Below are 24,766 nucleotides of genomic sequence, written 5' to 3'. Positions count from 1 at the left end.
GCTCATTTCTCCCTCTTTGTATAAAAAGTACATAATTTCGGCGCATACATAGGAAACATTTTTACACCTAAAGAAAGAACTATAATACAAGTTTAGGATATACCTATTATATCAATCTAAAAAATACCATCAACACCAATATTTTTCTTATTAATCTCTTATTATAAAAATCACCTATAATAATGAATTTTTATTACTATTATTTAGTCAATTATTTGAGTATCTATTATTCTCCTCATAAGAATCAGAGAGAATTTAATTCCATCTTTTTCAGGCAAAATATTTCTAAGATATATTTTAGAGTCTTCATTATATTCATTAGGAAAAGTGATATTAACATACGTCATTTCTTTTTTATTTTCCTCCCAAAATCGATATTTTATCTCGCCTCTTCCAGTATATTTTTGCATAAACTTATCAATCATTTGTCCACTTTTATACCAATTAACAATAGTCTTACTAATCCAAACTTCATTCCAAGTATCATAAAATGGAAAATGGGCAATTATATTTCTAATACATTTAAATAATTCACTTGCTATTTCTCCTTCCATTGAAGGACGTTTATCTTTGACAGATTCTATAACGAATTTTATAGGCTCGTAATTCAATATTTCTGCATAGATTTCAAAAGCAATTTTTATTCTAAAAAAACGGTAATAATTATCCTTTTCCCAAAACTCCTCTTCAAACATTTCCTCATAAATATCATAAAATTTATTATAGGCAAGATTTAAAAACTCAATTTCAGCTGGAGAGGGTCTAAAATTATTCACTTCCTTGATTACCTACCTTTCGATACAACAATCCCTTTTAATTAATTGTATCATTGTAACCCAAGATCACTAGTATTCTATCTCTGATATGATAATTCTTTATCAAAACTCCTCCCCCTCATCAAACTCAACACGTCTCACCTTGCCTTGGTAAGTAACGATCTTTGTCTTAGCGTGTGCAGGGAGCTCGGTGAATTTTGCGATGCCGTCAGAGAGGACGATGACGCAGTTTTCGGGGAGTTCCATGATGTCGATTTGTAGGATGCCGTCGTTCGAAATGACTAGTGGTTTTAATCGCATAAATGCTTCCCCCTTATGCTATAATGATATTACTGGTAGCAAGGGAGAAGCCTTTGTTATGACGAAGCTATGGTTACCGCCATAGCTTTTTTTAATTGGTCATGACTAAATTGCTTAACACTTGATAGCAACGTTCTTTTTCTTTAAAACATTCATGTATACGATCATTTTCAATCTCATAAAATTTAGCCGATTTACGAATGGTATGTTTGCCGATAAAGATTTCTTCTTCATCATTAAGCTGATTCAGCGCCTGATAAATAGGGTCCATCGAAACGCCAATGATTTCATAAATATTCACATTATCCATTTTCATCCCTCTCATTTCTTCAAGCTAAAATCACTTTTATAATTCATCCAACATCTTCACTAGCTCTTCATCTGACATATTACGTAGCATTTCCTCTGCGTAGTTTTTGCGTAGCATGATAATCGCAATGACCTCTTCACGTTCTTGCTTAGACAATCCTTCTCCCTCCTTTACGCAAATCTAGGCGATACAAGTTATATTGTCCTGCAGCTGCATGACCAAGGTAGGCTGGAAATTGCACGATCGTTTTTCGGTATTCTAGCAGTGAGGTTTGTATGTCGAAATCGGCAAAATACATCACCTTTGTTAATAATCGATGGGCTTCCGTAATGGCTCCTGCCACTTCACCAAATAACGCTTGATGCAGCATGTTGACTTCCAGTGGATCACTAGCAAAGTAAAAGGCATATTGCGCGAAGCTTTTGACGACGTATAGCTTAATGCGGCCAATGCCGAGGACATTTCGATTTGTCATTTCACGTACAGCAGCGTCATCATATACCACCTCTAGCAATTTATTTGAATCATCCTCCAACTGAATTTGTTTTGTTGACACAGCCCAATAGACTTGATGAGCAAACCAACTCAATTCAAACTCTGTTGCATATTCCAAAATCTCCTTCACTGTGATAAGGTCGCTCATCTGGCAACACTCCAGGCTATGTTCGACAGTCGACCTGTGTCTTTTACATAGCTAGCGAATACCGTTCCAGTCGGTCCATTACGGTGCTTAGCAATAATAAATTCCAACATATTTTGGCGTTCGGATTCTTTGGCGTAGTAATCATCGCGATATAAAAATGCGATAACATCAGCGTCTTGTTCAATATTGCCTGAATCTCGTAAATCACTCATTACAGGGCGTTTGTCCTGACGTTGTTCGACACTGCGATTGAGTTGAGCTAGGCAAATAACAGGGCAATTAAACTCTTTTGCCATTTGCTTTAAATCCCATGAGATTTGGCCAATTGCTTGTGTTTGATTATCGCGCGGGTTGCTCACTCGAATGATTTGTAAGTAATCGATTAAGATGACGGGCTTTTTATCAGGGTTGGCCTTAATAATTTTTCTAGCAGTAGCTCGTATTTGTGGGACAGTCATCCCGGCTCGATCATCAATTTCGATATTGGCATTATCAAGCATGCCGAGCGTTGTCATCCACTTTTCTTTTTGGCCGTCTGTAAAATACTCATAGGGATTGCGCATCTTTAAGCGATTAAAATTGCCTGTTGCTGCAATGAGCCGATCAATAAGCGTAGTGCGACTCATTTCCAGTGAGAAGATGATTGGTAAATAGCCATCCCATCCCGCTTTTAGTGCGATATGGTTCATCGTGTCCGTTTTCCCCATCGAGGGTCTAGCTGCAATTATTGTGAGCTCAGCATCTTGAAAACCGTTTAGCAGCTTATCCAAATCAAGTAGCCCTGTAAGCACCCCTGTTTTACTGTTTTCTTGCTCAAATGGTCGCTTCGCCATTTGCATTAAGTCGGCTTTAATGCTCGTATTGGTAGTCGTATATTGCGTCATGAGCTTGTCCAGTGCCTGTTGAATTTCTGCTATGCCGCAATCTTCTTGCTGCGCTTGCTCCATCATTTGACGCTTGGATCGCTCTCGCCAATTCTCAAGTACAATGGTTTCGTATTCCTCAAATTTCGTTGCACTCGCAAAGCTGCCAATCTCCGCTAAATAATTTGCCCCACCAAGTTCAATCGGCTCTCTTGTTGTCAGCAATGTGATATAGTCAACGGCTTTACGTTCACTGACAAGCTGTAACATGCTCGTAAAAATATTTTGATGCACTTGCGAAATAAAATGGGCTGCCTCTAAGTTGCTATCTGCAATCAAATAATTTTCATGGAGCATCGTTCCCAGTAAACTTTTTTCTGCTAACTCGATGCTAATGTTTTGGTATATCATTACAGATCTTCCCCCTTGCTAAAATCTAAATCGAGTGATTCAGGCAAATGAGTTTGGTTTGTTGGTACGCTCTGTTTTTCGTTCAAGTAGCTTTCGAATTTCGTAGCGTTGAACAACGTATCAGGACGCAAGTATTTATTCATATCCGGATTGTGCAGCCACTGTTTAGCCTTCGTGTCAATCACGCATTTGAAGTGCTCCAATGTATAGCCATCCTTCAGTCGGGCATGTATGAGTCGCTTGGTAGCAGCTGTTGTGGCTTTAAAGTTTTTCTGAGATGTTTTGTTTAAGTGAGCAATAATTTCATGCACAATGTCGAGTTGCTCGACATTATATTTATTTATTTTATTATTTAGTAATTTATTATTTAGTAGTGTCGGGTTTTCCGTATTCGAATTATCCGGTAACGACTTTTCAGTAAACGGTAATGTATCAGGCGTTTCAAAAACTAGTAACTCTGTTTTACCAAATTTACCGTCTTCACTTCTTTTTTGTTCCCTTTGGATGTACCCAGCAGCAGTCAACTCTTTGACAATGTTGTTAGTAGCATCACGCCCATTTTTACTGCATTTTGTTAAGTCTTGAATAGTAAAACGCCAATCATTAGGCAACGACAGCATGTAAGCAAGCATTCCTTTCGCCTGCCAACTTAAATTCTCATCATTCAAAAATCCCTTGTCTAAAACAACATAGTTCTCCTTTTTTTGAACACGAAATATTGTCATGATTTTCTACCTCGCCTATTTGGTTGAATTAGCAATATGAGTTTGAAATAAATCGTACGCTCCGACTTTTAGTGTTTCATGTGTCTGCCCCTCCTCTCCATGTGGAAATAAAGTGCAAAGCATCTTGTAGCTTGCACTGTGGAACATCTCGATACGACGCCACTTGATAACGGCGTTTGATTTCACGATAAAGGGACGCGAAAAAGGCTGGACGGCGCGCTTGTACCATGCATAATTGATTAACACGTTCAGTCACCGCTTGTCGTAAACGCTTTTGCTCGCCTGTATGTAGTGTGATTCCATGTAGCTGTTGTTCAATTTCCTGTACACGTTGCTCCAAGGCTAATAAGCGTTTCTCGTCATACGGCAATGCAACGGGCTGTACTTGCTGCAATTCGGTTGTCAGTTTGTAATACTGCGCAACAAGCAGATGGTATGCCTCCCACGCCTTGTCGCTACTGAGTGACTTCGCTAATAAAAACGCCCCTTCTTCGGTCCACAGGTATAGCAATGATACAAATTTGAGGGTGGCGTCATTTTGTCGCCCACCTTTAAATTGTTTCAGTGCTTCCCCTGTAAGCGCAAAGTAATGCGTACCTTCTTGATAATGCTCCTTGTTTCGTTGGAAATTACGGATTAATGACTTACTGTCCACTTCGTACGCCTCAGCAATTTGAGCCGTTGTTAACACCTTTTTATCTGCATGTTGAATCTCTGTTAAATCCATGCCACTTCTCCTTTCATAAGGGTGGCGACAAATTGTCGCCACCCTATGAATGCAAGGTTGCAACATCAAATTCACTAGACAATTGATGAACCCTAAAATAAATCACACCATTTGTAATTGATTCTCTAAATCTTCCACTAATTCAATAGCATCTCTTATAGCAGTAACTCGACCCTTTTGTGCGAAGTAATCCTTTTGATTGCTTACATACAAACAACTATCGAAAGCTTCCGCTACATCGACCGCATAATCCCGTAACAACTCTTCTTCCTGCTCTAGAAATGTACTTAGTTTCTCTAAAACTTCTTTCATATCCGTTCCTCCTTTATTGACTTCTATCCAGTTCTTGTCCATAATAAAAGGACAAGATTTTTAGTAATTTTTTGAACTGAGACCGACCAAAGCTACAGTTCAACCTTTATGCAGGTGCTATTGCGCTTGCATTTTTTCTTTTTCAATCGAACGAACAGCTACTAAATGAATGCCCTCTACTTCAGCATTTAAATACTCAAAATAAGACTCAGAACACAGAGACGGCTCAATACGAATGTCCTTTACACCTTCCGTTAAACGTTGAAAATCGTCATACGACACTTGCACATTACAGATCCCATCATAAAAATCTATCCCTAAAACACCTGCATTCTGTGCCATTTCATGCTTTTCCTTTAACATGGATAACAATTCCATCATTTTAAAATTTGAATAACAAATATCTAAATTGGCATTCGCCACCCTATGCAATGTGAATTTAGTTGCCTCTTGATAAGCTAAAAACGCTTTGATTTTTTCCATTCAATCGTCACCTCATTCATAACAATGATTTATCTTTATCTAATGAAGATTTTGTATAATCCACTTGATTTCCATCACGGAATCCCCTTTGATATACTTCTATTTCTTCCACAGGAGGAATTTTATAAGTTAGACCTTTTCTGCTACCAAATCTTTTATCATACTCTTGTTTCACTTCTGTTGGGAGTAGTACCATTAGTCCGTATTCTTGCTCCATGGCTTTTACTTGTTCGTCAAATTTCTCTTCCATCCCCCTCAAAAAACCTCTTGTGTACGAGTTTTTTAATTCAGTAGTCATCCTTTTTGTTCTGTGTAATTGCGCACCATCATAGTAGTCGTAAACGAATTTCTGAACGTAAAAACTTAAAACATCGTAAGCTAGTACATACATTTCTTTAGCTAGAGCAACATCACTTTCAAATCCCATAAACACAATTGCTCTTTTCTTCTTACTTGCACCTTTAATAATTTTACTGTTGTAATACCAAGTAACTCTAAAATTACGTGTAATAATATTCGCTAATTGCCGTTCCCACCAATAAAGGGTTTTATAAGCAGTAGCCTGATTTTCTGAGATAGCTCTATTGTTGTAGTTTTCTACTAATTCCGACGAAGAAATATCATATTTAATCATTAACTTTTGAGCCATCATAAAGGCAGTCTGGCATTCTTCATCATTTTGATTGTCATTTGCAAGTGCCAACAACCCTTTGATTTTTTCAATAATTGATTCATTTCGATTCGTCATTTTTTCACTTCCTCTTGCAAAGTTAATCAAATAATCCAACATACAAACCCACCAACCATCGGTAGCAATGTTTGTAAAATCGTTAGCCCGTCCATCCCCATTAAAAACGCGACAGCGACCTCTTGCGTATTTGTTTGCTTAAACCATTCCATAAAGGTGATGGCATCTGGAATCTTTACGCTATTTTCGAATTTTGATATACAGGACTGCGATCGATTCATGCGAAATGCCAGTTCTTCTTGTGACAACCCTGCTCGTTCACGACAGGCTTGCAAAATGGCGCCAATTTTCATCGTCTCACCACCTTTCACATTCCAAACCGGAATACAATATTACGTTGTTGTGTTTTAAAATTTTCATATGAAACATTAACCAACGGATTGAAAATACTTGGTATGTGTTTGAACCCATTCGGTATGCTCATCAATCCATTGCAACAATGCTTTTGATGGAATTAAGACTCGACCAGCTTCATAAAACTTCGGGAAATCTTCGCGCCTCAATAACGCGGATGCTTTCGTACTTTTAATATTGAATAACTCCATCAACTGATTACGAGTCAATAAAATCGGTAACTCACAAATTAATGGCTTTCGTGTAAATGTCTTTTCCAGCTCCTCTCGAAGCAACTTGCGAAACTCCTCTTTTATCTCCGCTTTAAACTCCTCGCTATACATCCCCTCACCTCCTCTCAGTTTTATAGGTCAGGAAACAATTCAAAAAGTGATGTCTCAAGAACAACTTCCAACTGCAATGAAACCTCTAATCCTGGTTTAACTCGACCACTCTCAATAGCGCTTATCATTGCAGTTGAACAGCCAACTAATTCTCCTAACTGGGCTTGCGTGAGTAGTCTCGCTTTCCTTTCAGCAATCATTCGCTCACGCTTAACTCCTTTTACATTTCGAAATTCATCCGAAGGTAAAGGCTTTTTGCGCTTCTTCTTACGCTTCGGTTTTGTCATGCTCCATCCCAAACTTCTCACCTCCCCTTAAATCATCCAAACTCACTTCTAATGCATCTGCTAGTTTGCACATTATTTTGAATGTAGGATTTGGATTCTCGCTATTTTCAATCATTTGGATAGTAGAATCTTTCACACCTGATAGTTTCGCTAACTGATAACGGGATATTCCTTTTGTTTTTCTGATAGCTTTCAAATAAAACACAATATATACACTCCTATTAATTTGATTAGCACAATATGTTGTGTTATCTTATAGGTAATATTAAGGAAAGAGGTGAAATATATGGCTAAATACAAAACCAAAGGCTTTGATAAACTTCAAAAAGAATTAAAAGCTATGGAAAGAAAAGCTAAAGAACTTGAGAGAGGTGTCACAGTTTCTTTTGATGAACTTTTCAATCCTTTGTTCATGCAAGCACATACTATTTTTCATTCCTTCGATGAATTTTTATCAGATGGAAATTTCTTAGTGGAAACACAAGAAGACCTCAAAGCCATTTCAGAACATGCGTTAGATTCTCATGTAGCCACTAAGACTAAATTTAATAATTGGAATGAGATGTCCCAACAAGCAGCGAACGAATTTGCTAAGAAACAACTAGGTTTTTAAACTATTTATAGTCTCACAATTTTACTTCCAAAAGTTCATTTGCTCGTTGGGAGGTTTAAATAAAAATCTGTAACTCTTCCTATTGAAGAATAAAAATAACAACAAAAGGAGATGTAAACATGTATACAATTCAACAACTACAAGCAGCTGATTTTATTTTGAAAAAAACTTTAAATAACAATTATCTTCCATCAAATGATAGTGAGTTAAAAATCGTTATTGAGCTCGAAGGTTCTTACTGGTATGGTGACTTTGTAAAAATCAAAGATGGAGTTGTAGTACATAACTTCATTGATGATGACGGTGATGTTGATTACACTCGTCTAGACGCTGAGGGTAATAACGCTACCGCGATTTTCAAGAAAATTCAAGATACTTATTTCAAAGAAGCCTCCCAATATAAAAACGATCCATTTAGTAAAATCACAACGCTTGATTTGCTGTTCAATACCATATTTAAATTGATACAGCTTACTGACATCCAACCAGATGACTCTCCAATCTACCCGTATCTATTAAATGCCAAGTCACTAGATGGTAGATTGGAGCTGCCATTCATCAACATAGATAGTGAAAAAGTTAAAGTCATTTCATTAATTGAAGTACCTAATCAAAACTAGATACTAAAACTTCACCCGCTCCGAACGATAGTCTAAATCCATACGAATGAACCCAAGCATGGCGTATGCATCTGTGTACGTCATGTTTACTCCTTTAAAAAGCTCAATCACTTTATCAGACATATCTATCGCCTCTTCTAAAGTACAATCGTTCCAAACGTTACAAGAATATGCCTCTTCCAAACTCCTTACATTTGGTGGGTACTTTCGTAACAAGTACTCTTTGAAAGTTTGTTTACGCATCTCTCTCACCTCCTTTCAAATAAGTAGTTAATCCGACCATATGTCTGCATATACAACGAGAAAAGAATCAATACTACTTTTAGGAAGTTCATTTAAACAATAGACATATGAGTATCATTGTTTGAATTGCTATGAGAATTCGAAGGTACTTGTCTCTAAGTAATAAAGACTGCATACCTTGTTCAATTACATGAAACAATAATGTTGCTTCAGACTTTGTTCCAGTAGAAGTTACATTTTCAGATGATTCATTTTCCTTGGTTTTATCATGAACTAGCACAAATTTTTCACCTCTTTCTATTAATTTAACTATTAGTTAAATTAATATCTAAAAAAATATAGTCTGGGGTTGTATCTAAAATCTCTGCTATTTTGACTGCCATTTCATATGAAAGTCCACGTTTTCCATTTTCAATCATCCAATAATACTGAAATGAAACATCCAACTTACTCGCCATTGACCGGTATGAGATATTCTTATTTTCACGTAATACTTTTAACTTAGTTAAGTTCACTCCATCACCTCATTTAACATGGTGTTAAATATATAATAATTTAACCAAGAGTTAAAATCAATTCATTTTTTATCTTTTAGTTAAATTCTATTTTCTTTATTCAAATCTATTCCGTTTAACGATTAGTTAAACTATAATGTTATCAAGGAGTGAGCGCATGTTAAGTACTCGTTTAAAAGCTTTACGCATTGAAAAAAAATTAACTCAAAAACAATTAGCTGAAAAAATAAATGTTACTCACGTTTCAATATCAGGTTACGAAAGTGGAAACCGTTCTCCTGATACTGATACTTTACAAAGACTTGCCGATTATTTTGAAGTCAGCACTGATTACCTACTAGGTCGTACAAACATTCCTGCCCTCACACCACAAGAAAAAGATGAAGCTGCTTTTCAAGCTTTTGCAAACGATCCAGAGTTGAATGTGTTCTATAAAGAGCTTCCCGAATCAGATGAAGAAGCTGTGCGTAAACTTCGTAATATTTGGGAAATAATAAAAAACGAAAAAAAATAAGCTATACATCAATTATGAGGTATAGCTTATTTTAAATTTTTATTTATTATATTCCATATCGATTTGGATACCTAAAAGCTTACTTTCAGCCGAATCATCTGTTAAAGTTAAAATAATGTTATCTTCAATTATTGAATTATATTCCCCTTCTAACATAAGATCTTTAAACGAATCGATTGTATCTTCATTAATACTAGCTATATATTGTAAATCCCTTTGATTTACAATGGAATATACTAGTTTAAATAATGTATATCTTTGTCTCGGATCCATATTACTAAATAGCCTACTGTCATGAAATAAAAATTTCATATTATGATTTAGTTGTAACATTAACATTGTCATATCGTAACAAAAAATTTTCACTTCATTTACACCATCTGAAGAGTCATCTTGTATTTTTGCACTAATTTTATATCTTAATAAATTTTCTCCTTCATTATTCTCAATTTTTATTCCTCCAGGTTTATCGTAAAACTCTTTAGATAAATCTCTAAAAGTTGTAATAATTTTCTCCTGTAAGTCAGCAATTCCATTTAAATATTCATTTGTTAAAATATTTTGTTCAGACAACGAACCTTTTATGTCAGTTGTTTTTTTCTTATATTGCTTCATTAACCCTTGATATTCTTCTAACTTTTGTAAGGATCTTGATAATTCATTTATTTTTTTACTAAGAGCATCATATTCATTTAAAGCTCCATGAGATTTTAAGTACCTTAGATTTGTATCCAAATGCTTGCCTACATTACCAATTTCATTTTCTATCTCCATTAGCTCTTTCCTATATTTTTGCAAATCCTTGAATAAGCGATTTTTTCTGTTCACTAATAGACTTTCATGAAATGATACAGCTTCTTCTATTTGCTTTACTAAAATATTTGGAATTTCTATTTTGGCCTTCTCATAAAAGTCTAAGACTTTATCTATCGACTCATCTACAGGCATAGCAATAGATTTTTCTATATTTTTCATTTTATTATTTAGAAGTGTTCTTTTATTTTCTAATTCTTTTTTTAAAAATCTCAATTCTGAAACTTCTACTTCAATTTCATGGAAATCTTCAGCCACCTCAAAGGAGTCAATTTTTTTCGTTAGTTTTTCAATTTCCTCCTTTAAATCTAAAATTTCTATATCAGCATCATTAACATTTGATTGGAAATATTCTTTTAAAATATCATCATTCATTATATTTTTAGATAGTTTCTCTATATTATTTTGTTCTTTTCTAGTAGTTGCTTTATTTATTATTAAAGAAGTATCAAGCCCTAATAAATAAGAATTGTTCAATAATTTAGAATATTCTTGTTCTTTATTAACAAAATTATCGTATTGAGTATAACATTCTCTGTCCCTTCTAATAAATCTTGGGAAGAGACTATTAAAACCTAAAAATTGTATTGAGTCGTCGTCTAGATAGAAAACTTTCGAAAGCATTTCTTCTCTAAATTTTGTTATTGTCTTTTTTACACCATTTAAAAAAAATTCACTTTGCTTTGATGTATTCCTAGATGTTACATAAATTTCATTTTCAATTTCAAAAGTTAATTCAAATGTCCAATTGGGTAATGATTTCTCAAAAGCATCTATTTTATTTGACCCTAAACAAAAATGAATTAGATAAATAATTAAAGATTTTCCTACTCCGTTATAGGTTTTTCTATTATCTTTTTCTGAGGGGTTAGCCTGACTACCAACTATTAAATTGAGACCTTCTTTGAATTCTATTGTATGGAAGCTTTTCATATTTGAAGATAATTTGACTAATCGCATTTTTTCAATTTACCCTCCTGACTTATATTAATTGCACCGATAATAAATAAAAAATCTAGTGATAATATAAAATTATCAAAAGTGTGCAATTTTTTAAAACTTCCTCTTTTTACACCATTTTCATATTCCGCCCATAATTTATCAATATCCTTTGGGCTATTAAGTAAATTTAGTAAAAAACCCCCTAAACCAAAAATGGATTCTGAGAGTTTAATATGTTTTTGTGGCAATATCAATTATTTTCCCTTCTTTCACAGGTTCTTCAAAAATATCACATGTCTCAAAATAATGGGACATTAAAACTAAAGTAGAATCTCTAACTGCCTTTTCATTTCTCGGACACGCCTTTTCGAATATATACATAAATCTTTTATCAGCGTAGTCTTCCTCTTGATCAGAAATTATTGTCTTTGATTCTAGATAGAACTCATTAAACCTCAATTTCAATTCATTCCTTGTAAAGTCGCTATTATTATTAAAGTACTCGTCTAATGCACCTTCACTATAACTACCAGTATGTAAGTAATGTTCAATACTCTTACTTAAATTATTGAATATAATTTTCTCTTCAAAATCAGGAACTTTAAATTGGGTGTCTAAATTAAATTCAGCAGGATGTTTCATAATAAACTGTATTACCTCATTTAATATGTCATAATCTAACAAATCAATTTCAGTTGAGGGAATATATCCTACTATGTCAGTCATTTCAAATTCAGAGAGTTTCCAAAAATAATCCTCTAATTTTTTCGCAGGGAATAATTTGCATAAAATACCTTTGTTTTCATTTTCTAATTTTATTAATTCCTGAGTTATTAACGGATTTGCACCTTTATATTTATCATTAAATACATAATTAAATATTTTTAGTGAGCAAATATGGTTCCAATTCTTAACCAAACCTTCGAAATCTTTTCTTACTTTTTGTACTGCGTCATAAATTGTCTTGTTTTTTTCTGAATCTTCAGGACCAAAGACTTGATAGTATTCCCCAGTAGTTCTATTAAAACCATCATTTTTCATATCGCCAATTCTTCCATATGGTTTAATCGCTTCAAACTCAGAATCTACTTTCCTCATTATAGAAGTGAATAAATCTTCAAATGCTTGACCATCAGACTTATAAATTAATAGTTGAAACATAATTCTAACCATATGTCTTTCATCTCTATTCATTAAATACCTCCTAAAAATTAATCCATTACCAAAAATGGAATAATTATCATTAAAGATATTTTATATTAATAAAGAGAATTAATACATTACTTTTTGAATTGATTTATTCATTATTTTAATCCTAATATTCTATATTTCTTATTGCTAATATATAATAGGAACATACATTCTTATTATAGAGGTGATAGAATGCAATATGCAACATATACTGAAGATTTTATAAAGAAACTTTACTTCCGTATTGGTATTTTTGAACCCCAGCAACTGAAATTTCAAACGATTGCTATTCATCTTGGAATTAAAGTGTATTACTGGCCAGATAATAGTCAAGCCCTCTTTTTAGGAAATCAAGCATACATCTTTATCAACGAAAATCTGACCAATCAGCAACGTTGGCAAGATTTTTGCCATGAATTAGCACATGTACTTTTACACAGTGGGCACCAAGAACATATGTCTGCTCAATTTCGTGAGTACCAAGAGAATAAAGCAAATAATTTTATGTTTCATGCTTGTATTCCCACTTTCATGTTGGATGAACTAAAGCAAAATGAAGCGAATGCACTTAATGTCCACCATTTACAAGAGCTTTTTAATGTAGAATATCATTTTGCTTTAAAACGCTTGGAACAATACATAACAAAAACGCAAATATTCTGAATTGGAATAGCCTATGGGATAAAGCTTTATTATATTCATAAAAAGATAGATCCCCACACAATTAGGCATTCAAAATTAAGGAAGGTGAACGATTTTGAGTTTAGGTGAGTTATTAAAGGAACTACGTGGTGATGAATCTTTACGTGATGCAGCAAAACGTATGGATATTACGTTTTCTTACTTGGCTATGCTTGAAAGAGGAACGGATCGTCGTACTGGCAATGCGATCAAACCAACACCTGAAACATTACAACGCATTGCCACAGCCTATCAATATGATTACATAAACCTAATTGAGGTTGCAGGTTTGTCCGATGACCCTACTTATAATCCAGCATTAAAAGAACCGTTTCCCCACAATCCCTCATTACAGCAATGGTACAAGTCTCTTCCCCACTGTAATGAGAAAGATGTCGAGAAACTAAAAGTAATTTGGGAAGTAATTTCATAAAGGTGGTGACAGCGAATGCATTTCGTTCAAATTAATAAGACAACTTGGCGATGCACTGGTGAAGGTCCACGTAATCCTGCCACTGGCAAACGCCGTCAAATTACACGTCGTGGTAAAAGTAAGACTGAAGCACGTGAAAGAGTTGAAAAAGTTATAGCCGAATTAAACAAAGCATATTACTTTGATGCGAAGATAACGTTTGAAGAATTTAGCCAAGATTGGTTAAAGCTCTACCGTATGAAGGGCAACAAGGAAACGACAAATGAGCATCGTGCCTACTGTATCTCCCTACTCAATCGATACATGGCGAAAAGGAAAATAACCACAATCACATCTATCGAATTACAAGGTTTGCTCAATCATTTATTTGCTAATGGAACAGCCTATAATACGCTGCGTGGCACTCATAATACAGCCAAAATGTTATTTGCCTATGCTAAGGAATCTGGTTTGATTGAGATGAACCCTGTTGAGGCTACTTTTGTGCCGAAGAAGAAAATGACGTTAGAGGAAGCAAGCAGTGAGGATACAGCGAAGCTTTATTTAGAAACAGATGAACTAAAGGAATTTTTAAGCTACGTGGACAAACACCGTAATATCATATATCGCACACTGATCTACGCAATCGCTTTTACAGGTATGCGACCAGGCGAAGCCGTTGCGTTAAAGTATGAGGATGTCGATTTGGAGAAGAAGGTCATACACATTAATAAAACGGTGTATGCGAAGAAAAGTATAAGGGGTGACTTCGAGCTCACTCCCCCAAAAACAGCAGGCAGCGTCCGCTCCGTCGATATTGATGATATTGTAGTGGAGAAATTAAAGCAGCTTTACCTATGGCGCGAGTATCGCGAGTGGACTAAGTCCGACTTTGTATTCGGTGACAAGGAGGGCATCCCCCCTACCGTCAAAATGCTCAACCAATCCGTCCGACGCATCGGCGCCCTCACAGACATCAACAAACAATTCCGCACCTACATCCTCCGCCATACACATATTAGTCTACTGGCAGAGGCTGGTGTGGACTTAAACTTTATTATGAATCGTGTTGGGCATAAGAATTCTGATACTACTACTAAGATTTATTTGCATGTTACTTCAGGGATGCGTGTGGCTGCTACTGAGAAGATGCATGATAAGTTTACGGAGTTGTTAGGTGAAATTATCTAATGAAAAGGGGATTCTATATTAGAATAAAGCTTCTCCTTTTCTCTTAATTAATAATTTCTAAATTTTTAAATTCAAATTCGTTTAACTCTATGTTTATACCTAAATTAATATTGTATTTTTTTTTGTTAATTCTAGTATCTTGTAACTTGACGAATGGTTTATCTTCTAAAAATTTAATAAATTGATCAGAGTTAATAGGGCCACTATAATATTCTCGAATAAGTGGTTTTAATGTAACTAAACCCCTATTTAAATTAACTTCATTTGGTGGTCTCCTTTTAAAATAACCAATAAATTCAATGTCATCTGTTACTATCGTATCTTTAAAATTACATGCACCTCCATTAGGTACATTTGTTAAAATAATTCTCTTTACTGTAAGTGGTTCAGTTACTTCAAATTTATTCATAATTTCTTTTAAATTGGGTTCAGAAGTAAAATAATTAGAAATTCTTATTAGTTGAGAGTGAGTTTTATTGATTTCGTCAATATACAAAGCATATTCTCTATAAGTTGTAGGGATTGGCCAATTTTTAATTTCAACAAAAAATAAAGTTTTATCTAGAATGAATACAGCATCACATTCGTATATTTCATTCTCTTTCTCCATCTTTTCTATTTTTTTAATATTTTCACATTTTAGACCGACATCTTTTAAAGTGGATAATATTTTCTGCTCAAATCTTTCTCCTTTAAAAGATATATTAAACTCTCTTGTAGCAGCATTTAAAAGCGTAGATCTTGCACTATCTATACCAACACCAATTGATGGAATAACCAGAAGTTTATCTTCTATTTCAATAAAAGGAGTATCAAACAAATCACTTGATTTATTATTAAAAGTTAAAAAGTTTATCAATTTGTTCAAATATTTAATTGGTATTCCCCCATTTTGAAACTTCTTTTTCCATTTAGACTTACTTAATACTAAACAAAAAGAATTTAAATTTATTTCAAATAAATTGCGCTTTTTATTCAAAAATTCTATACATGCACTTTCGATTACAGCATATGCTCTCAAGTATATTTTTAACGGAATTTCATTGATTTTATAGTTTAAATTCTTAGTACTAAAGTAGTCATATAAAAATTCTGTAGCTATTAGTTCATTAAAAGAAAAGAAGTTATCAGGAGCTAGAACAGCATTTTCGTTAAACTTAGTTTTATTGTAAATACTGTGAAGCATTTTCGATTGCATTTTTGACATCCTCTTATCTAAAAATGTCAAGTGAGTAATATTTTTTGCTCTGCAATAATCATCAATAATATTTAATGAAAAATTCATACTAGAATTTGAGGATATTTCAACATCAAAATAAGTCCAAGACTCTAAAATTTTAGTAAGAACTAGATGATTTGCCGCAGACTCAAAATGTTTAAATGCTTCATCCATATATTCTTTTTTTACTCTTTCCGAATAATTTATAGGTAATTTTTTATAATAAATTAAATATTTTAAAATATCACCGGTAGATTGTATTGTATTTTCAAATATATTTACAGTATCTTCACTTCTTAAATTATTCGATAAGTATCTTAAATAATTTTCTAAAGCTATTAAATAAGCAGAGACATGATATACATCAGGTATTCTTTCTTCAATAGGTAGCATTGATTCTTTATTAAACTGTTTATATAGATAATTGATTTCTTCTACTTCCTGATTAAATTTGTTTATTAACTTTTCATCAACTCTATTTTTTTTAAGCAATTCTAATAATTTTTCATAGAGTTTTTTATTTTTAGGTTTCCCCGTCCCAAAAGTAGAAATACAAATTCCCGATTTTTTAATTTCATTTAAAGCAAGTTCATAATTATTTCTTAATAATAATTTTTCTATATTTTCTATTAATTTACCTGGTTCTTTATCTGCATACTTTTCCAAGTCTCTAATTTTCATGACTCACCTCACCATATATATTCTAGTTTCAATATTGTATACTAAAAATAATTAAGAAGAATAACACTATGTTATATTCTACCAAAAATATAATGATTAAAAGCAATTTTCTAAAATAAAGAATAAATGTTTATTTCTCGTGACTTTTTCCAAAAAAACAACCTCAAAAAACCCCTACAAACGTTGATATATCAAGACATAGTAAAAGCATGAACGCATACATTCGTCGTAAGCATTCATGCTTTTACCCTCTTTCATATGTAATCACAAAGCCCATTATAGCAAGGTTTTTCACACTTGTATAATGTTTCGATTTCACCGATATTCACCTGCATTCAGATTTTTGGTTGCTTTTTTGTTGCTTTGGTTGCTTTTTTTAGGTGTAAAAAAATGACACACCCTAGTAATATACATACTTCAAAATTTATATTTATTCAAATTAGAACATATTAGAAGTGTAGACGTTTATTTTTAATATTTGATTTAGTAAAAAATAGTGATATCTGTTTCACCCTATACCTCCACTTTTCAGGTACACTGGGGTACAAAAAAATATAAAATTATATAATACTGAGCAGCTGCGAAATATAAAAATCATTCATGATTTTTGGAATGAGTGATTTTTTAATCGCCCTAAGCAATTCCTCTGTTTGTGATTTCAATGGTATGAGTACTTAAAATTATTCTGCGATTTACAATAGACGTCCCAGGAGGAAATTAATTTATGCTTTGAAACCTTGTATTATTAAGGTTTCTCTTATATCTTGTGTAATATTTGTGAACTTCATTAAAAAGTGTAATTGTCTTTATTAACTTATCTATTAGAACTTATTTGATAAAGACAGCCTATATTGAAGTGGTCGTATTTGTTTAATACTTGCTGTCACTTAACTTTCTTCATTCAAACAAACTTCTATAAATTCATATAATTTTTTTGCTTCAATTAAACGATTGCCATAATCATGGTAAAAATATAGCACTTGTCCAAATATTCCAGCCTCAGTTGGATCGGTGTCAAGACAAAGATAATCTCCTCCTCCATTTTCAGCAATTGGAATCCACTTTTTATTCCAGAGAAATGGTTTAACCTCAGCACCATAATTAATATCTGGCATTATGTCATCAGGATCAAATTCTTCCTGTAGAAACTCCCAGTTTTTAATAATTTCCGAAATTGGAGAGAGTGTTAAATTTCTAACAAAAGGCTCTACTCCTAAATCCCAAACTTGTCCATTATAAACACTATAAAAACTTTTCATTTCTTCTGGGAGATGCACGCCTATAGTGCTTTCAATTAGTTGGAACTCTTCAACTGTTGCACTTGGTTGAAGATTTAGTGCTTCTTTAAAATTAATAACTTGATTTGAGCCTCTTTCAATTATACGCTCCCATAGTAATTCAGCTTGTTTTATCATGCTCAAACTCCTTCTGTTAATCGATTTAAATATCCATTTATCTCTCTACTTTAATAATACCTTATCCCAACTCCAGTTGGTTAAAAATTTCCATTTATTATTCCAACCAATTATTTAACGCTGGTTCACCTTGCACCATTTATTGTGGAGCTATTACGTTCGTTCAACCAAAATAAGATATCAAAAAACCCCACTCATTTTTGAGCAGGGCTTAAATTTATTACTTTCTGTTACGTCTCTGCTGAATAGTAATATACAACCCAACTAAACGATCAGTTGTCATTAAGCCACTTTGTAAATCTTTCAAGTGTGAAGCATTAATAATCCCCTCCTTCACCGCCTGTGCAATAAAGTTTTCCGTTTCAGTTCTCATTGCTGGTGAACCAGGATTCCAAATTGTATTAGCCACCGTAATCTCCTCCTTCTTATCTTGCACAATTAATTGGACTTTCATTTTACTGTTACTTGGTACGATTACTTGTCCTTCTAACTTGTAGCCTTTAGGCATCTTCCAATTTCGTTTCACTTCAAAATGTGGACGGTCAATTCTGCGTGCCCAATCACCGCCCCACGTAATACCTAACTTACGAGCTATTGCTCCAACTTTTGTTAATGTATCTACATCATATAAGGGTTTCGGGGGAGCCACGGCAATGTCCCATGCTAAACGTGAAGTGTGATTACTCTTCAGTGTCCAAGTTACAATTTTCCCTGGTCTTGTTCGACCTTGTGCATATAGATAATTTTGCCTTGCCTGCGAACGGTAGGTTTCTGTAACGAAGATATTTTGAATACCTGCTTTGTAGCACTGTTGAAAGAGCAATCTGCAAGCCGTTTGCGCTACTGGTAGTAATTCACCTAAATCTCGACATGTTGTTGTGACACTAGTCATACTATCCACCAACCTTTTTGGATGCTTTTAACAAATCAAATGTTCCAGAGGCTGTTAATCCTGCAACAAAACCAGCAATTATCATGACGTACACTGGATACTCTGATAACGGCCAACAAACTAGACCAACAAAAATACCAATCACAACAGAAGTGATTGGCATGTATTGTGTATTTATTTTGAATGTCTTTTTTAGTACCTCTGAAACGGCTAAAACGAAAGCAACCATTATCGCTGCAAGTGTAAAAATGTTCGTTAGATCCATTATTCATCTTCCCTTTCTGCGTTTTTATTTTTGAGTGTGTGTTTTTCGATACGATCGACACGACCTTCCAAAACATTCAACGACCGATTTATTCCTTCAAGTGCAATTGCGGTTCTTTCTTGCGATTCATTAGACCGTTCTAAGTGATCCATTAATTTGTTTTCACGTTCTTCAGCTCTGTTCATCAACTTATCGTTTTTACTAATTAAATACCGAAATGCCCCATATGCAATAATTAAACATGCTATTGCCCAAACTGCTTGGCTTGTAGCAATTTCATTTACTGCAACTACATCCATACCAATACCACCACCCTTATTTATTAACATAAAAGCGCTGAAAAACTTTGAGATACATAACAGTAACTTGATACTGTTGCATAACTCGATTGTTTTTCAGCGCATTATATAAGAATAAATCAATCTAAAAAATTATTTAAGATACGGCTTTGATCTTCATCAAGATTCAAATACTTTCCAAACCATATCATCTTCCTCAACAGATCCATACGATAAAAGTTCTACTATTCTACCACCTGGATAACCTTTATAAAATGATAAAAAATTAGTAACTTCATCAGCAATAAAATATTTTTCCCTAATAAACGCTAGAAAGAACTTCGTTGCCTCTGATTTAAACTGATTAGTGAATACTAATACTTTTTCAACATCATTGATAAAATGTTTTTCTGAAACATTCCGTCCTTTATACTTCATTTCTACAATTGCTATTATTTCCTCTATACAATCACCTAAATAATCATTTTTTGCTTTATCTACATCTATTTTCACTACTACTAAATCGATTTTTTGATTCGTATCGATATAATATTCAGTAAAAATTGCTAAGTTGTTGTCTTTTATGAATGTATCACCTAGTCGATTTCGAATATGATAATACATTGCATTTTTTAGTGTATCTTCTTTAAGTAAAAAATGATGATTATAATCACTTTTAATATCATAACGCCAAACATCCATAATTGTTTGATGTACTTTTGTATTTATAGACTTCACTAACTAATCCTCCTAATAACATATATAGATATTATTTAATAATTAGTCAGGTTAGTCAGTAATACTTTTTGATTATTTATTCTGCCTCAGCAACCTGAAAAGCATGCTTAAAAATCAACATTGCGTCATTTATCAAGACATACTCCATTTTATTAATATCAGATTCTAGTGCATCTAATACCTTTTCTAAATCACCCGCATTCGTACGAAGCTTACTTTGTCCGACTGTGATATCTAAATTATAATTCTCCATGTCGGAACATTCATTTTTTGCCACAGCATGAATCATAAACTTATTGACCACTTTACGTCCTAATCGTACAGCAACATTTTGTGGTGTATTTAAAATCTTTTGAATCTGTCCTAAGTCTATTTTCCCCTCTAATGCGAACGCTGTTCCTTCATTTGAAATTAGAAAATAATTCTGTTCCATAGCTAATATTTCTCCTTATCTTAATGTAATCGTACCTAAATCCCGACCATATCGTTTAAAAACAATTGTTCTTGCATTATTTGTACTTTGTGTAATTTCTAGACCAAGCGTGTTAGTACTTACATAATTTCCTCCACCGCCAAGGCCTACTACTCTTGCTCCACTAAAATCAACCGTTCCATTAAAAGAGTGACGTGATCCGCTATATATAATGTCATTCCAAGCACTTAATTGAATCGTCCCATTTGCGCCTCCTACAGATGTCATATCACTAAAGTAGAGTCTGCGTCCCATGTGAATATCTTCTTTAATATGAATGTTACCCGAAGTAATCGAACCTAAATTCCCACTAATGTCTGAAAGAACCCTAACTGCGCCTACAAGATTAATTTTTGATGCTTGAATACTAATTGTGGTGGATGTTTGATTAATTAAAGATGCAATGGTATTGCCATTGTAATCCGTTGTACTTACCTTTTGACTGATTTGCCAAGATTGCTGTGTAATACTACTTTCAGCGCTACCTATACGGTTATTTAAGTTGCCAATTGAAACGCTTTGAGCACTTACCGTTGACTGTATTTGATTAGCACGAACATTAATAGCAGCCACTTCATTTGCAATTCGATTACTCACTGATAGACTAATCTGGTCGGCTTTCAAATCAATAGTAGCAATTGATTTATTTAACTTTTCTACCTCAAGGGTAATACGGCTATCAGTTTGTGTGATGGCAGACTTATATTCCTTTTTATTTTCCTCGATAACTTCACTTAGTTCTTCTTTTGTATCTTCGATAAGCTCTTCCGTATCAACCTCATTATCTGACATTGTGCGAGGTAAGGAGTTGCCTAGTGTGACAGCCATAGTCTTTAACTCGTCTATAACCTCATCTACAATACAAAAACGTTTAAGTATTCGAGTCTGTAGCTTCAGGCCCTCAATCGGCTCGTAAATCAGCCATACCTTTTCACCTAACTGTTTATCTAATAATTCGATTGTATCCAGCTCAAACGATACTTCTGGATAGTCAATAAGTGCATCCTTAGCCTTTTTCAATAGGTTATCTGCATTTGTAAATCGCTCGTCACTAATTGGATTAGCAATACGAATACCCCATATTGTGTGATTTGGTGAGGTGTAGGTTACAGTCAAACCATTTTTACCTGTTGCTGTAATTTTTGTTCGTAGATGGGTTGTATCAATCTTTCGGCTAAGTGCTTTAATGTTATGACCATAGCGATACTGTGCTCCATTATCCGGACCAAGTGATTTACTAAAGTGAACTCGGTTATTTGGTAATATCTCAAATTCACAATTGAAGGCATCACAGATTTGATTAACACACTGGATGATGTTTTTTGAACCAAATTTATAAATTGTAGCAGTTTCCGTGAAATCAATAGTTGCGCTCCAACCTGTACCAGAAAGCAAGTAGGTTATAAACTCTTGACTGCTATGAGTGCCACCAAAAGTTTTATCTTTAAATTGATACGCTAAGTCAAAGAATGTCGAGATGGCAAGGATGGTTTTGCGTTCTGGCTTATTATCAATTAATTGTTTTACTCGAAAATCATAATTAGCTGCTGTGACAATTGACTCTTCTTGAAGAAGGTTAAATCCATCTTCGTTATTTGATTTATTGATTGTGAATTCAAGCGTTAAATTGCCTAGAGTATCTTGTTCGAATACTGGTGCAGATGTTGTGAAAAAAGGCTCTGTCTGATTTCCAGCAAAGTTTTTAACGACTAGCATTCTTTATCACCAACTGAAAATGTATTTCATATGCTTACTTTCAAGCAAAAGAAAAAGCACCCTCAAAAGAGGATACTTTTATAAACAACATTATGAAACGATTATTGTAGCTTTCACATTCGAAATGACGTCTATTTTCAATTCAACTTTTAAATACGATAGTAGCTCTATTACGTAGAGCAAGAATTTAACACTTCACATCTTTTTATAAAGTAATGGTAAGCTTATTAAGAGCATAACAATCCCTAGTGCTAAAAAATATAGGGGCATTGCAAGGACTGTTCCATTATGGAAAATGCTCATACCATAGATTGTAGCGCTAACGAGTAAATAATACCCTAAGCTAAATATCGCACTGGCAGAACCAATGACGTCTTGAAAGTCAATGAGCGCTATGCTTAAACAGATTGGTAAAGCGGTACCTGTACCAAATAAAATAATGAACACACTAACAATCATGGTTGGCATTTGTAATGCATTTGGTAAAAATTGCACCGATGTAGCGAGCAATGTACCGATGAGCATAATGACTAACCCTTGTACGATAATCTTCTCAGGTTTTGTATGGCTAACAAGTCGTTTAGATAGCATCGCACCCGCAATAGAAGCGAGAGCAACGATAATACCTAAAAAACCATACACAGCACTTGTTAGTTTAAAGTATTGCGTAAAAATAAATGGTGCTTCGGTATAATAGCTAAATAATACACCGTTAATACCGCCAATTAATACGCCGTAGCGCCATAGACGCGCATTTGTAAACATGCGCTTTACTATTGGTAGTATAGGCTTCATTTGGATTGTTGTTAGCACTGTTTCAGGTAAGCGTATATACGCGTAGCAAAATACAATAATACTCATAGCAACTAACACAAAAAATACGACCTTAAAGCCAAAATAATAATCAGTAAAACCACCGATTAATGGACCAAGGGCAGGTGTGAAGGCAAGGGCAGCTGTAATTTGAGCAAACAATTTATGACGCTCAACACCAGAAAAACTTTCTCGTAAAATCGTTTGTGTCACGACAGAGCCAACACTTGCACCAAAAGCTTGAATAAACCGTGCGACTAATAAAACCGCCATTTCATTTGCTACTAAACAAAGTACGTTACCAAAAAAATATAAGAATAGCCCATATAGCATTGCCTTGCGACGACCGATTTTATCGGATAAACGCCCAAAGAAAAATACTCCGAAGGCAAAAGCGATAAAATACACACTCATCGTAAGCTGTGCATCACTCATAGAAGTTTCAAATACTGCTGCGATAGATGGTAATGATGGGCTAAAAATAGTTTCACTAATCTGTGGGAAGCCTACTAGTACAATCAGTAATAATAAGCTAGGTGTTTTGTTTCCGATGTTTTTCTTCAAAATAGTACACTCCTAGATAATTATAGGTTCGAAAGAAAAACATCGTAGCTTGGGAAATGGTGGCTTCACAAGTTTGATTTTTTCTAAATCACTCATGAATTCACTTCCTTCTAAAATAAATATACGTAAAATTATACCATCCAAAGGCATAAACGATGCAACTTTTTTAAACTACTAATCTTTTTTTATTAACTATCGATCTTTATTACAAACCAACAATTATTTAGCAAGATGAGCAATTTCCCGTTCCGCAATTTCTAACTCTACGTATCTCCGCAACTCTTCTGGTTTCACATCTTTAACCGTACGAACCTCTCCCATAATGCTTGTAGCATAAGCTTTCACCAATCGTTTTTGCACCAGAGTTAATCCTTCTAAATGTTTCTCCATTACTCGATTACCTCCATTTCTAATAACATGGTAAGAATCTTTACTTCTAAATCAGCATCCATTATTTCTTCCACTGACGGCTTTAAATTCTTCAGTAACTGTTGTTCTTTATGCTTAGCCAGCTCTTCTTCCGTTCCACCTTCAACCCATTGAACCCCATTCCATTTTGGTCGATAGAACGGTAAAGGTTGTGGTAAATTTGTTGTGACGTAATCACCAACTGGATCAATCAGATTACCTTCCTCGTCCAATTCGCCTAAAAATACTTCCTCAATAAACCCGTCGCTATCCACTTGATAAACTTGCTTACGCACAAGGAATTCCTC

General features: G+C 34.1%; 37 protein-coding genes. 6 read left to right on the top strand and 31 right to left on the bottom strand.

Annotated features, from left to right (window positions below; all coding sequences use genetic code 11):
- Nucleotides 1-203: 203 nt before the first annotated feature.
- The 15 genes from FC748_RS05360 to FC748_RS05290 form a co-directional block, all read right to left on the bottom strand.
- Nucleotides 204-776, bottom strand: coding sequence for a hypothetical protein (locus FC748_RS05360; RefSeq protein ID WP_025219724.1), 573 nt, complete (start codon nucleotides 774-776; stop codon nucleotides 204-206).
- Between the two features lie 102 nt (nucleotides 777-878).
- A complete protein-coding gene (locus tag FC748_RS05355) occupies nucleotides 879-1,076 on the bottom strand; it encodes an XtrA/YqaO family protein (RefSeq protein ID WP_107896292.1) in 198 nt (65 codons plus the stop codon).
- Between the two features lie 91 nt (nucleotides 1,077-1,167).
- Nucleotides 1,168-1,386 (bottom strand): hypothetical protein, encoded by a 219-nt coding sequence (locus tag FC748_RS05350; protein ID WP_108030230.1) that lies wholly within the window; start codon nucleotides 1,384-1,386, stop codon nucleotides 1,168-1,170.
- Between the two features lie 36 nt (nucleotides 1,387-1,422).
- Nucleotides 1,423-1,542, bottom strand: coding sequence for a BH0509 family protein (locus FC748_RS05345; RefSeq protein WP_137102289.1), 120 nt, complete (start codon nucleotides 1,540-1,542; stop codon nucleotides 1,423-1,425).
- Nucleotides 1,535-2,029 (bottom strand): hypothetical protein, encoded by a 495-nt coding sequence (locus FC748_RS05340; RefSeq protein WP_108030229.1) that lies wholly within the window; start codon nucleotides 2,027-2,029, stop codon nucleotides 1,535-1,537. The genes FC748_RS05345 and FC748_RS05340 overlap by 8 nt, the downstream gene beginning before the upstream one ends.
- Nucleotides 2,026-3,303, bottom strand: coding sequence for a replicative DNA helicase (locus FC748_RS05335; RefSeq protein WP_108030228.1), 1,278 nt, complete (start codon nucleotides 3,301-3,303; stop codon nucleotides 2,026-2,028). The genes FC748_RS05340 and FC748_RS05335 overlap by 4 nt, the downstream gene beginning before the upstream one ends.
- Entirely contained in the window at nucleotides 3,303-4,028 is a 726-nt protein-coding gene (locus FC748_RS05330; protein ID WP_108030227.1) for a conserved phage C-terminal domain-containing protein, read from the bottom strand. The genes FC748_RS05335 and FC748_RS05330 overlap by 1 nt, the downstream gene beginning before the upstream one ends.
- A 76-nt stretch (nucleotides 4,029-4,104) precedes the next feature.
- A complete protein-coding gene (locus tag FC748_RS05325; RefSeq protein WP_167492634.1) occupies nucleotides 4,105-4,755 on the bottom strand; it encodes an ORF6N domain-containing protein in 651 nt (216 codons plus the stop codon).
- Nucleotides 4,756-4,857: 102 nt separating this feature from the next.
- Entirely contained in the window at nucleotides 4,858-5,067 is a 210-nt protein-coding gene (locus FC748_RS05320) for a hypothetical protein (RefSeq protein ID WP_108030225.1), read from the bottom strand.
- Between the two features lie 117 nt (nucleotides 5,068-5,184).
- Nucleotides 5,185-5,550, bottom strand: coding sequence for a hypothetical protein (locus tag FC748_RS05315; protein WP_108030224.1), 366 nt, complete (start codon nucleotides 5,548-5,550; stop codon nucleotides 5,185-5,187).
- Nucleotides 5,551-5,566: 16 nt separating this feature from the next.
- Nucleotides 5,567-6,298: a DUF2786 domain-containing protein gene (locus tag FC748_RS05310; protein WP_167492633.1), complete on the bottom strand. Its 732-nt coding sequence runs from the start codon at nucleotides 6,296-6,298 to the stop codon at nucleotides 5,567-5,569.
- Nucleotides 6,299-6,324: 26 nt separating this feature from the next.
- The gene (locus FC748_RS05305) at nucleotides 6,325-6,591 is read right to left on the bottom strand and encodes a type II toxin-antitoxin system RelB family anti-toxin (protein WP_108030222.1); all 267 of its coding nucleotides are present in this window, start codon (nucleotides 6,589-6,591) and stop codon (nucleotides 6,325-6,327) included.
- Between the two features lie 75 nt (nucleotides 6,592-6,666).
- Nucleotides 6,667-6,975 carry a hypothetical protein gene (locus tag FC748_RS05300; RefSeq protein WP_025219734.1) on the bottom strand — a complete coding sequence of 103 codons (309 nt, stop codon included), beginning with the start codon at nucleotides 6,973-6,975 and terminating at the stop codon, nucleotides 6,667-6,669.
- A gap of 20 nt (nucleotides 6,976-6,995) precedes the next feature.
- Nucleotides 6,996-7,274 carry a helix-turn-helix transcriptional regulator gene (locus FC748_RS05295; protein WP_153062812.1) on the bottom strand — a complete coding sequence of 93 codons (279 nt, stop codon included), beginning with the start codon at nucleotides 7,272-7,274 and terminating at the stop codon, nucleotides 6,996-6,998.
- On the bottom strand, nucleotides 7,243-7,467 hold the full coding sequence (locus FC748_RS05290; protein WP_202974233.1) for a helix-turn-helix domain-containing protein: 225 nt from the start codon (nucleotides 7,465-7,467) through the stop codon (nucleotides 7,243-7,245). The genes FC748_RS05295 and FC748_RS05290 overlap by 32 nt, the downstream gene beginning before the upstream one ends.
- An 81-nt stretch (nucleotides 7,468-7,548) precedes the next feature.
- Here FC748_RS05290 and FC748_RS05285 point away from each other — a divergent pair, with 81 nt between their 5' ends.
- Nucleotides 7,549-7,875 (top strand): hypothetical protein, encoded by a 327-nt coding sequence (locus FC748_RS05285; RefSeq protein WP_108030219.1) that lies wholly within the window; start codon nucleotides 7,549-7,551, stop codon nucleotides 7,873-7,875.
- 119 nt (nucleotides 7,876-7,994) lie between these two features.
- Nucleotides 7,995-8,495, top strand: a complete 501-nt coding sequence (locus tag FC748_RS05280) for a hypothetical protein (RefSeq protein WP_108030218.1) — start codon at nucleotides 7,995-7,997, stop codon at nucleotides 8,493-8,495.
- A gap of 3 nt (nucleotides 8,496-8,498) precedes the next feature.
- Here the strand turns inward: FC748_RS05280 and FC748_RS05275 are convergent, their stop codons facing one another.
- Both FC748_RS05275 and FC748_RS05270 read right to left on the bottom strand, forming a co-directional pair.
- On the bottom strand, nucleotides 8,499-8,738 hold the full coding sequence (locus FC748_RS05275; RefSeq protein WP_108030217.1) for a hypothetical protein: 240 nt from the start codon (nucleotides 8,736-8,738) through the stop codon (nucleotides 8,499-8,501).
- A 305-nt stretch (nucleotides 8,739-9,043) separates the two neighbouring features.
- The gene (locus FC748_RS05270; RefSeq protein ID WP_108030215.1) at nucleotides 9,044-9,253 is read right to left on the bottom strand and encodes a helix-turn-helix domain-containing protein; all 210 of its coding nucleotides are present in this window, start codon (nucleotides 9,251-9,253) and stop codon (nucleotides 9,044-9,046) included.
- 157 nt (nucleotides 9,254-9,410) lie between these two features.
- Between FC748_RS05270 and FC748_RS05265 the strand changes: the two genes are divergently transcribed.
- Nucleotides 9,411-9,767, top strand: a complete 357-nt coding sequence (locus FC748_RS05265; RefSeq protein WP_108030214.1) for a type II toxin-antitoxin system RelB family anti-toxin — start codon at nucleotides 9,411-9,413, stop codon at nucleotides 9,765-9,767.
- A 39-nt stretch (nucleotides 9,768-9,806) separates the two neighbouring features.
- On the opposite strand, the gene FC748_RS05260 is transcribed toward FC748_RS05265, so the two are convergent.
- Genes FC748_RS05260 through FC748_RS05250 form a run of 3 tightly spaced genes read right to left on the bottom strand, consistent with a single transcriptional unit; the run spans nucleotide 9,807 to nucleotide 12,716 of the window.
- Entirely contained in the window at nucleotides 9,807-11,540 is a 1,734-nt protein-coding gene (locus FC748_RS05260) for a DUF2326 domain-containing protein (RefSeq protein ID WP_108030213.1), read from the bottom strand.
- Nucleotides 11,531-11,776, bottom strand: a complete 246-nt coding sequence (locus FC748_RS05255) for an ABC-three component system middle component 6 (RefSeq protein ID WP_108030212.1) — start codon at nucleotides 11,774-11,776, stop codon at nucleotides 11,531-11,533. The genes FC748_RS05260 and FC748_RS05255 overlap by 10 nt, the downstream gene beginning before the upstream one ends.
- Complete coding sequence (locus FC748_RS05250) at nucleotides 11,751-12,716, bottom strand: ABC-three component system protein (protein WP_108030211.1); 966 nt, start codon at nucleotides 12,714-12,716, stop codon at nucleotides 11,751-11,753. The genes FC748_RS05255 and FC748_RS05250 overlap by 26 nt, the downstream gene beginning before the upstream one ends.
- A gap of 189 nt (nucleotides 12,717-12,905) precedes the next feature.
- On the opposite strand from FC748_RS05250, the gene FC748_RS05245 reads away from it, so the two are divergent.
- The 3 genes from FC748_RS05245 to FC748_RS05235 all read left to right on the top strand — a co-directional run bounded on the left by FC748_RS05245 (nucleotide 12,906) and on the right by FC748_RS05235 (nucleotide 14,997).
- A complete protein-coding gene (locus tag FC748_RS05245) occupies nucleotides 12,906-13,376 on the top strand; it encodes an ImmA/IrrE family metallo-endopeptidase (RefSeq protein ID WP_108030210.1) in 471 nt (156 codons plus the stop codon).
- A 94-nt stretch (nucleotides 13,377-13,470) separates the two neighbouring features.
- The gene (locus tag FC748_RS05240) at nucleotides 13,471-13,827 is read left to right on the top strand and encodes a helix-turn-helix domain-containing protein (protein ID WP_108030209.1); all 357 of its coding nucleotides are present in this window, start codon (nucleotides 13,471-13,473) and stop codon (nucleotides 13,825-13,827) included.
- A gap of 15 nt (nucleotides 13,828-13,842) precedes the next feature.
- On the top strand, nucleotides 13,843-14,997 hold the full coding sequence (locus FC748_RS05235; RefSeq protein WP_108030208.1) for a tyrosine-type recombinase/integrase: 1,155 nt from the start codon (nucleotides 13,843-13,845) through the stop codon (nucleotides 14,995-14,997).
- Nucleotides 14,998-15,040: 43 nt separating this feature from the next.
- Here FC748_RS05235 and FC748_RS05230 read toward each other — a convergent pair whose 3' ends face one another.
- The 11 genes from FC748_RS05230 to FC748_RS05185 form a co-directional block, all read right to left on the bottom strand.
- Nucleotides 15,041-16,897 (bottom strand): hypothetical protein, encoded by a 1,857-nt coding sequence (locus FC748_RS05230; protein ID WP_108030207.1) that lies wholly within the window; start codon nucleotides 16,895-16,897, stop codon nucleotides 15,041-15,043.
- Nucleotides 16,898-17,784: 887 nt separating this feature from the next.
- Nucleotides 17,785-18,312, bottom strand: a complete 528-nt coding sequence (locus tag FC748_RS05225) for an SMI1/KNR4 family protein (protein ID WP_108030206.1) — start codon at nucleotides 18,310-18,312, stop codon at nucleotides 17,785-17,787.
- A gap of 220 nt (nucleotides 18,313-18,532) precedes the next feature.
- A complete protein-coding gene (locus FC748_RS05220; protein ID WP_108030205.1) occupies nucleotides 18,533-19,204 on the bottom strand; it encodes a M15 family metallopeptidase in 672 nt (223 codons plus the stop codon).
- Nucleotide 19,205: 1 nt separating this feature from the next.
- Entirely contained in the window at nucleotides 19,206-19,469 is a 264-nt protein-coding gene (locus FC748_RS05215; protein ID WP_108030204.1) for a hypothetical protein, read from the bottom strand.
- Nucleotides 19,469-19,768, bottom strand: coding sequence for a hypothetical protein (locus FC748_RS05210; RefSeq protein ID WP_108030203.1), 300 nt, complete (start codon nucleotides 19,766-19,768; stop codon nucleotides 19,469-19,471). The genes FC748_RS05215 and FC748_RS05210 overlap by 1 nt, the downstream gene beginning before the upstream one ends.
- Before the next feature lie 159 nt (nucleotides 19,769-19,927).
- Complete coding sequence (locus FC748_RS05205) at nucleotides 19,928-20,485, bottom strand: hypothetical protein (protein ID WP_108030202.1); 558 nt, start codon at nucleotides 20,483-20,485, stop codon at nucleotides 19,928-19,930.
- A 76-nt stretch (nucleotides 20,486-20,561) separates the two neighbouring features.
- Nucleotides 20,562-20,918, bottom strand: a complete 357-nt coding sequence (locus FC748_RS05200; protein WP_108030201.1) for a hypothetical protein — start codon at nucleotides 20,916-20,918, stop codon at nucleotides 20,562-20,564.
- A gap of 15 nt (nucleotides 20,919-20,933) precedes the next feature.
- Nucleotides 20,934-22,673 (bottom strand): phage tail protein, encoded by a 1,740-nt coding sequence (locus FC748_RS05195; RefSeq protein WP_108030200.1) that lies wholly within the window; start codon nucleotides 22,671-22,673, stop codon nucleotides 20,934-20,936.
- A 195-nt stretch (nucleotides 22,674-22,868) separates the two neighbouring features.
- Nucleotides 22,869-24,050 carry a multidrug effflux MFS transporter gene (locus tag FC748_RS05190; RefSeq protein ID WP_024364691.1) on the bottom strand — a complete coding sequence of 394 codons (1,182 nt, stop codon included), beginning with the start codon at nucleotides 24,048-24,050 and terminating at the stop codon, nucleotides 22,869-22,871.
- A 219-nt stretch (nucleotides 24,051-24,269) separates the two neighbouring features.
- Nucleotides 24,270-24,440: a hypothetical protein gene (locus tag FC748_RS21995; protein WP_158694855.1), complete on the bottom strand. Its 171-nt coding sequence runs from the start codon at nucleotides 24,438-24,440 to the stop codon at nucleotides 24,270-24,272.
- On the bottom strand, nucleotides 24,440-24,754 hold the full coding sequence (locus FC748_RS05185) for a YomQ N-terminal domain-containing protein (RefSeq protein WP_024364692.1): 315 nt from the start codon (nucleotides 24,752-24,754) through the stop codon (nucleotides 24,440-24,442). Before FC748_RS05185 ends, FC748_RS21995 begins: the two co-directional genes overlap by 1 nt.
- Nucleotides 24,755-24,766: the final 12 nt, after the last annotated feature.

This window comes from Lysinibacillus sphaericus, assembly GCF_005217585.1.
Classification (GTDB): Bacteria; Bacillota; Bacilli; order Bacillales_A; family Planococcaceae; genus Lysinibacillus; species Lysinibacillus sphaericus.
The sequence above is the reverse complement of the archived record's forward strand: the minus strand, read 5'-3'. Positions and strand labels throughout refer to the sequence as shown.

Coding starts and splice junctions, on each gene's coding strand:
- FC748_RS05330 (WP_108030227.1), bottom strand. CDS start 4,028: ATGACAATATTTCGTGTTCAAAAAAAGGAGAACTATGTTGTTTTAGAC.
- FC748_RS05285 (WP_108030219.1), top strand. CDS start 7,549: ATGGCTAAATACAAAACCAAAGGCTTTGATAAACTTCAAAAAGAATTA.
- FC748_RS05215 (WP_108030204.1), bottom strand. CDS start 19,469: ATGGATCTAACGAACATTTTTACACTTGCAGCGATAATGGTTGCTTTC.
- FC748_RS05350 (WP_108030230.1), bottom strand. CDS start 1,386: ATGGATAATGTGAATATTTATGAAATCATTGGCGTTTCGATGGACCCT.
- FC748_RS05210 (WP_108030203.1), bottom strand. CDS start 19,768: ATGGATGTAGTTGCAGTAAATGAAATTGCTACAAGCCAAGCAGTTTGG.
- FC748_RS05355 (WP_107896292.1), bottom strand. CDS start 1,076: ATGCGATTAAAACCACTAGTCATTTCGAACGACGGCATCCTACAAATC.
- FC748_RS05275 (WP_108030217.1), bottom strand. CDS start 8,738: ATGCGTAAACAAACTTTCAAAGAGTACTTGTTACGAAAGTACCCACCA.
- FC748_RS05245 (WP_108030210.1), top strand. CDS start 12,906: ATGCAATATGCAACATATACTGAAGATTTTATAAAGAAACTTTACTTC.
- FC748_RS05325 (WP_167492634.1), bottom strand. CDS start 4,755: ATGGATTTAACAGAGATTCAACATGCAGATAAAAAGGTGTTAACAACG.
- FC748_RS05265 (WP_108030214.1), top strand. CDS start 9,411: ATGTTAAGTACTCGTTTAAAAGCTTTACGCATTGAAAAAAAATTAACT.
- FC748_RS05250 (WP_108030211.1), bottom strand. CDS start 12,716: ATGAATAGAGATGAAAGACATATGGTTAGAATTATGTTTCAACTATTA.
- FC748_RS05335 (WP_108030228.1), bottom strand. CDS start 3,303: ATGATATACCAAAACATTAGCATCGAGTTAGCAGAAAAAAGTTTACTG.
- FC748_RS05235 (WP_108030208.1), top strand. CDS start 13,843: ATGCATTTCGTTCAAATTAATAAGACAACTTGGCGATGCACTGGTGAA.
- FC748_RS21995 (WP_158694855.1), bottom strand. CDS start 24,440: ATGGAGAAACATTTAGAAGGATTAACTCTGGTGCAAAAACGATTGGTG.
- FC748_RS05320 (WP_108030225.1), bottom strand. CDS start 5,067: ATGAAAGAAGTTTTAGAGAAACTAAGTACATTTCTAGAGCAGGAAGAA.
- FC748_RS05200 (WP_108030201.1), bottom strand. CDS start 20,918: ATGGAACAGAATTATTTTCTAATTTCAAATGAAGGAACAGCGTTCGCA.
- FC748_RS05280 (WP_108030218.1), top strand. CDS start 7,995: ATGTATACAATTCAACAACTACAAGCAGCTGATTTTATTTTGAAAAAA.
- FC748_RS05310 (WP_167492633.1), bottom strand. CDS start 6,298: ATGACGAATCGAAATGAATCAATTATTGAAAAAATCAAAGGGTTGTTG.
- FC748_RS05260 (WP_108030213.1), bottom strand. CDS start 11,540: ATGCGATTAGTCAAATTATCTTCAAATATGAAAAGCTTCCATACAATA.
- FC748_RS05195 (WP_108030200.1), bottom strand. CDS start 22,673: ATGCTAGTCGTTAAAAACTTTGCTGGAAATCAGACAGAGCCTTTTTTC.
- FC748_RS05220 (WP_108030205.1), bottom strand. CDS start 19,204: ATGACTAGTGTCACAACAACATGTCGAGATTTAGGTGAATTACTACCA.
- FC748_RS05230 (WP_108030207.1), bottom strand. CDS start 16,897: ATGAAAATTAGAGACTTGGAAAAGTATGCAGATAAAGAACCAGGTAAA.
- FC748_RS05225 (WP_108030206.1), bottom strand. CDS start 18,312: ATGATAAAACAAGCTGAATTACTATGGGAGCGTATAATTGAAAGAGGC.
- FC748_RS05300 (WP_025219734.1), bottom strand. CDS start 6,975: ATGTATAGCGAGGAGTTTAAAGCGGAGATAAAAGAGGAGTTTCGCAAG.
- FC748_RS05315 (WP_108030224.1), bottom strand. CDS start 5,550: ATGGAAAAAATCAAAGCGTTTTTAGCTTATCAAGAGGCAACTAAATTC.
- FC748_RS05340 (WP_108030229.1), bottom strand. CDS start 2,029: ATGAGCGACCTTATCACAGTGAAGGAGATTTTGGAATATGCAACAGAG.
- FC748_RS05305 (WP_108030222.1), bottom strand. CDS start 6,591: ATGAAAATTGGCGCCATTTTGCAAGCCTGTCGTGAACGAGCAGGGTTG.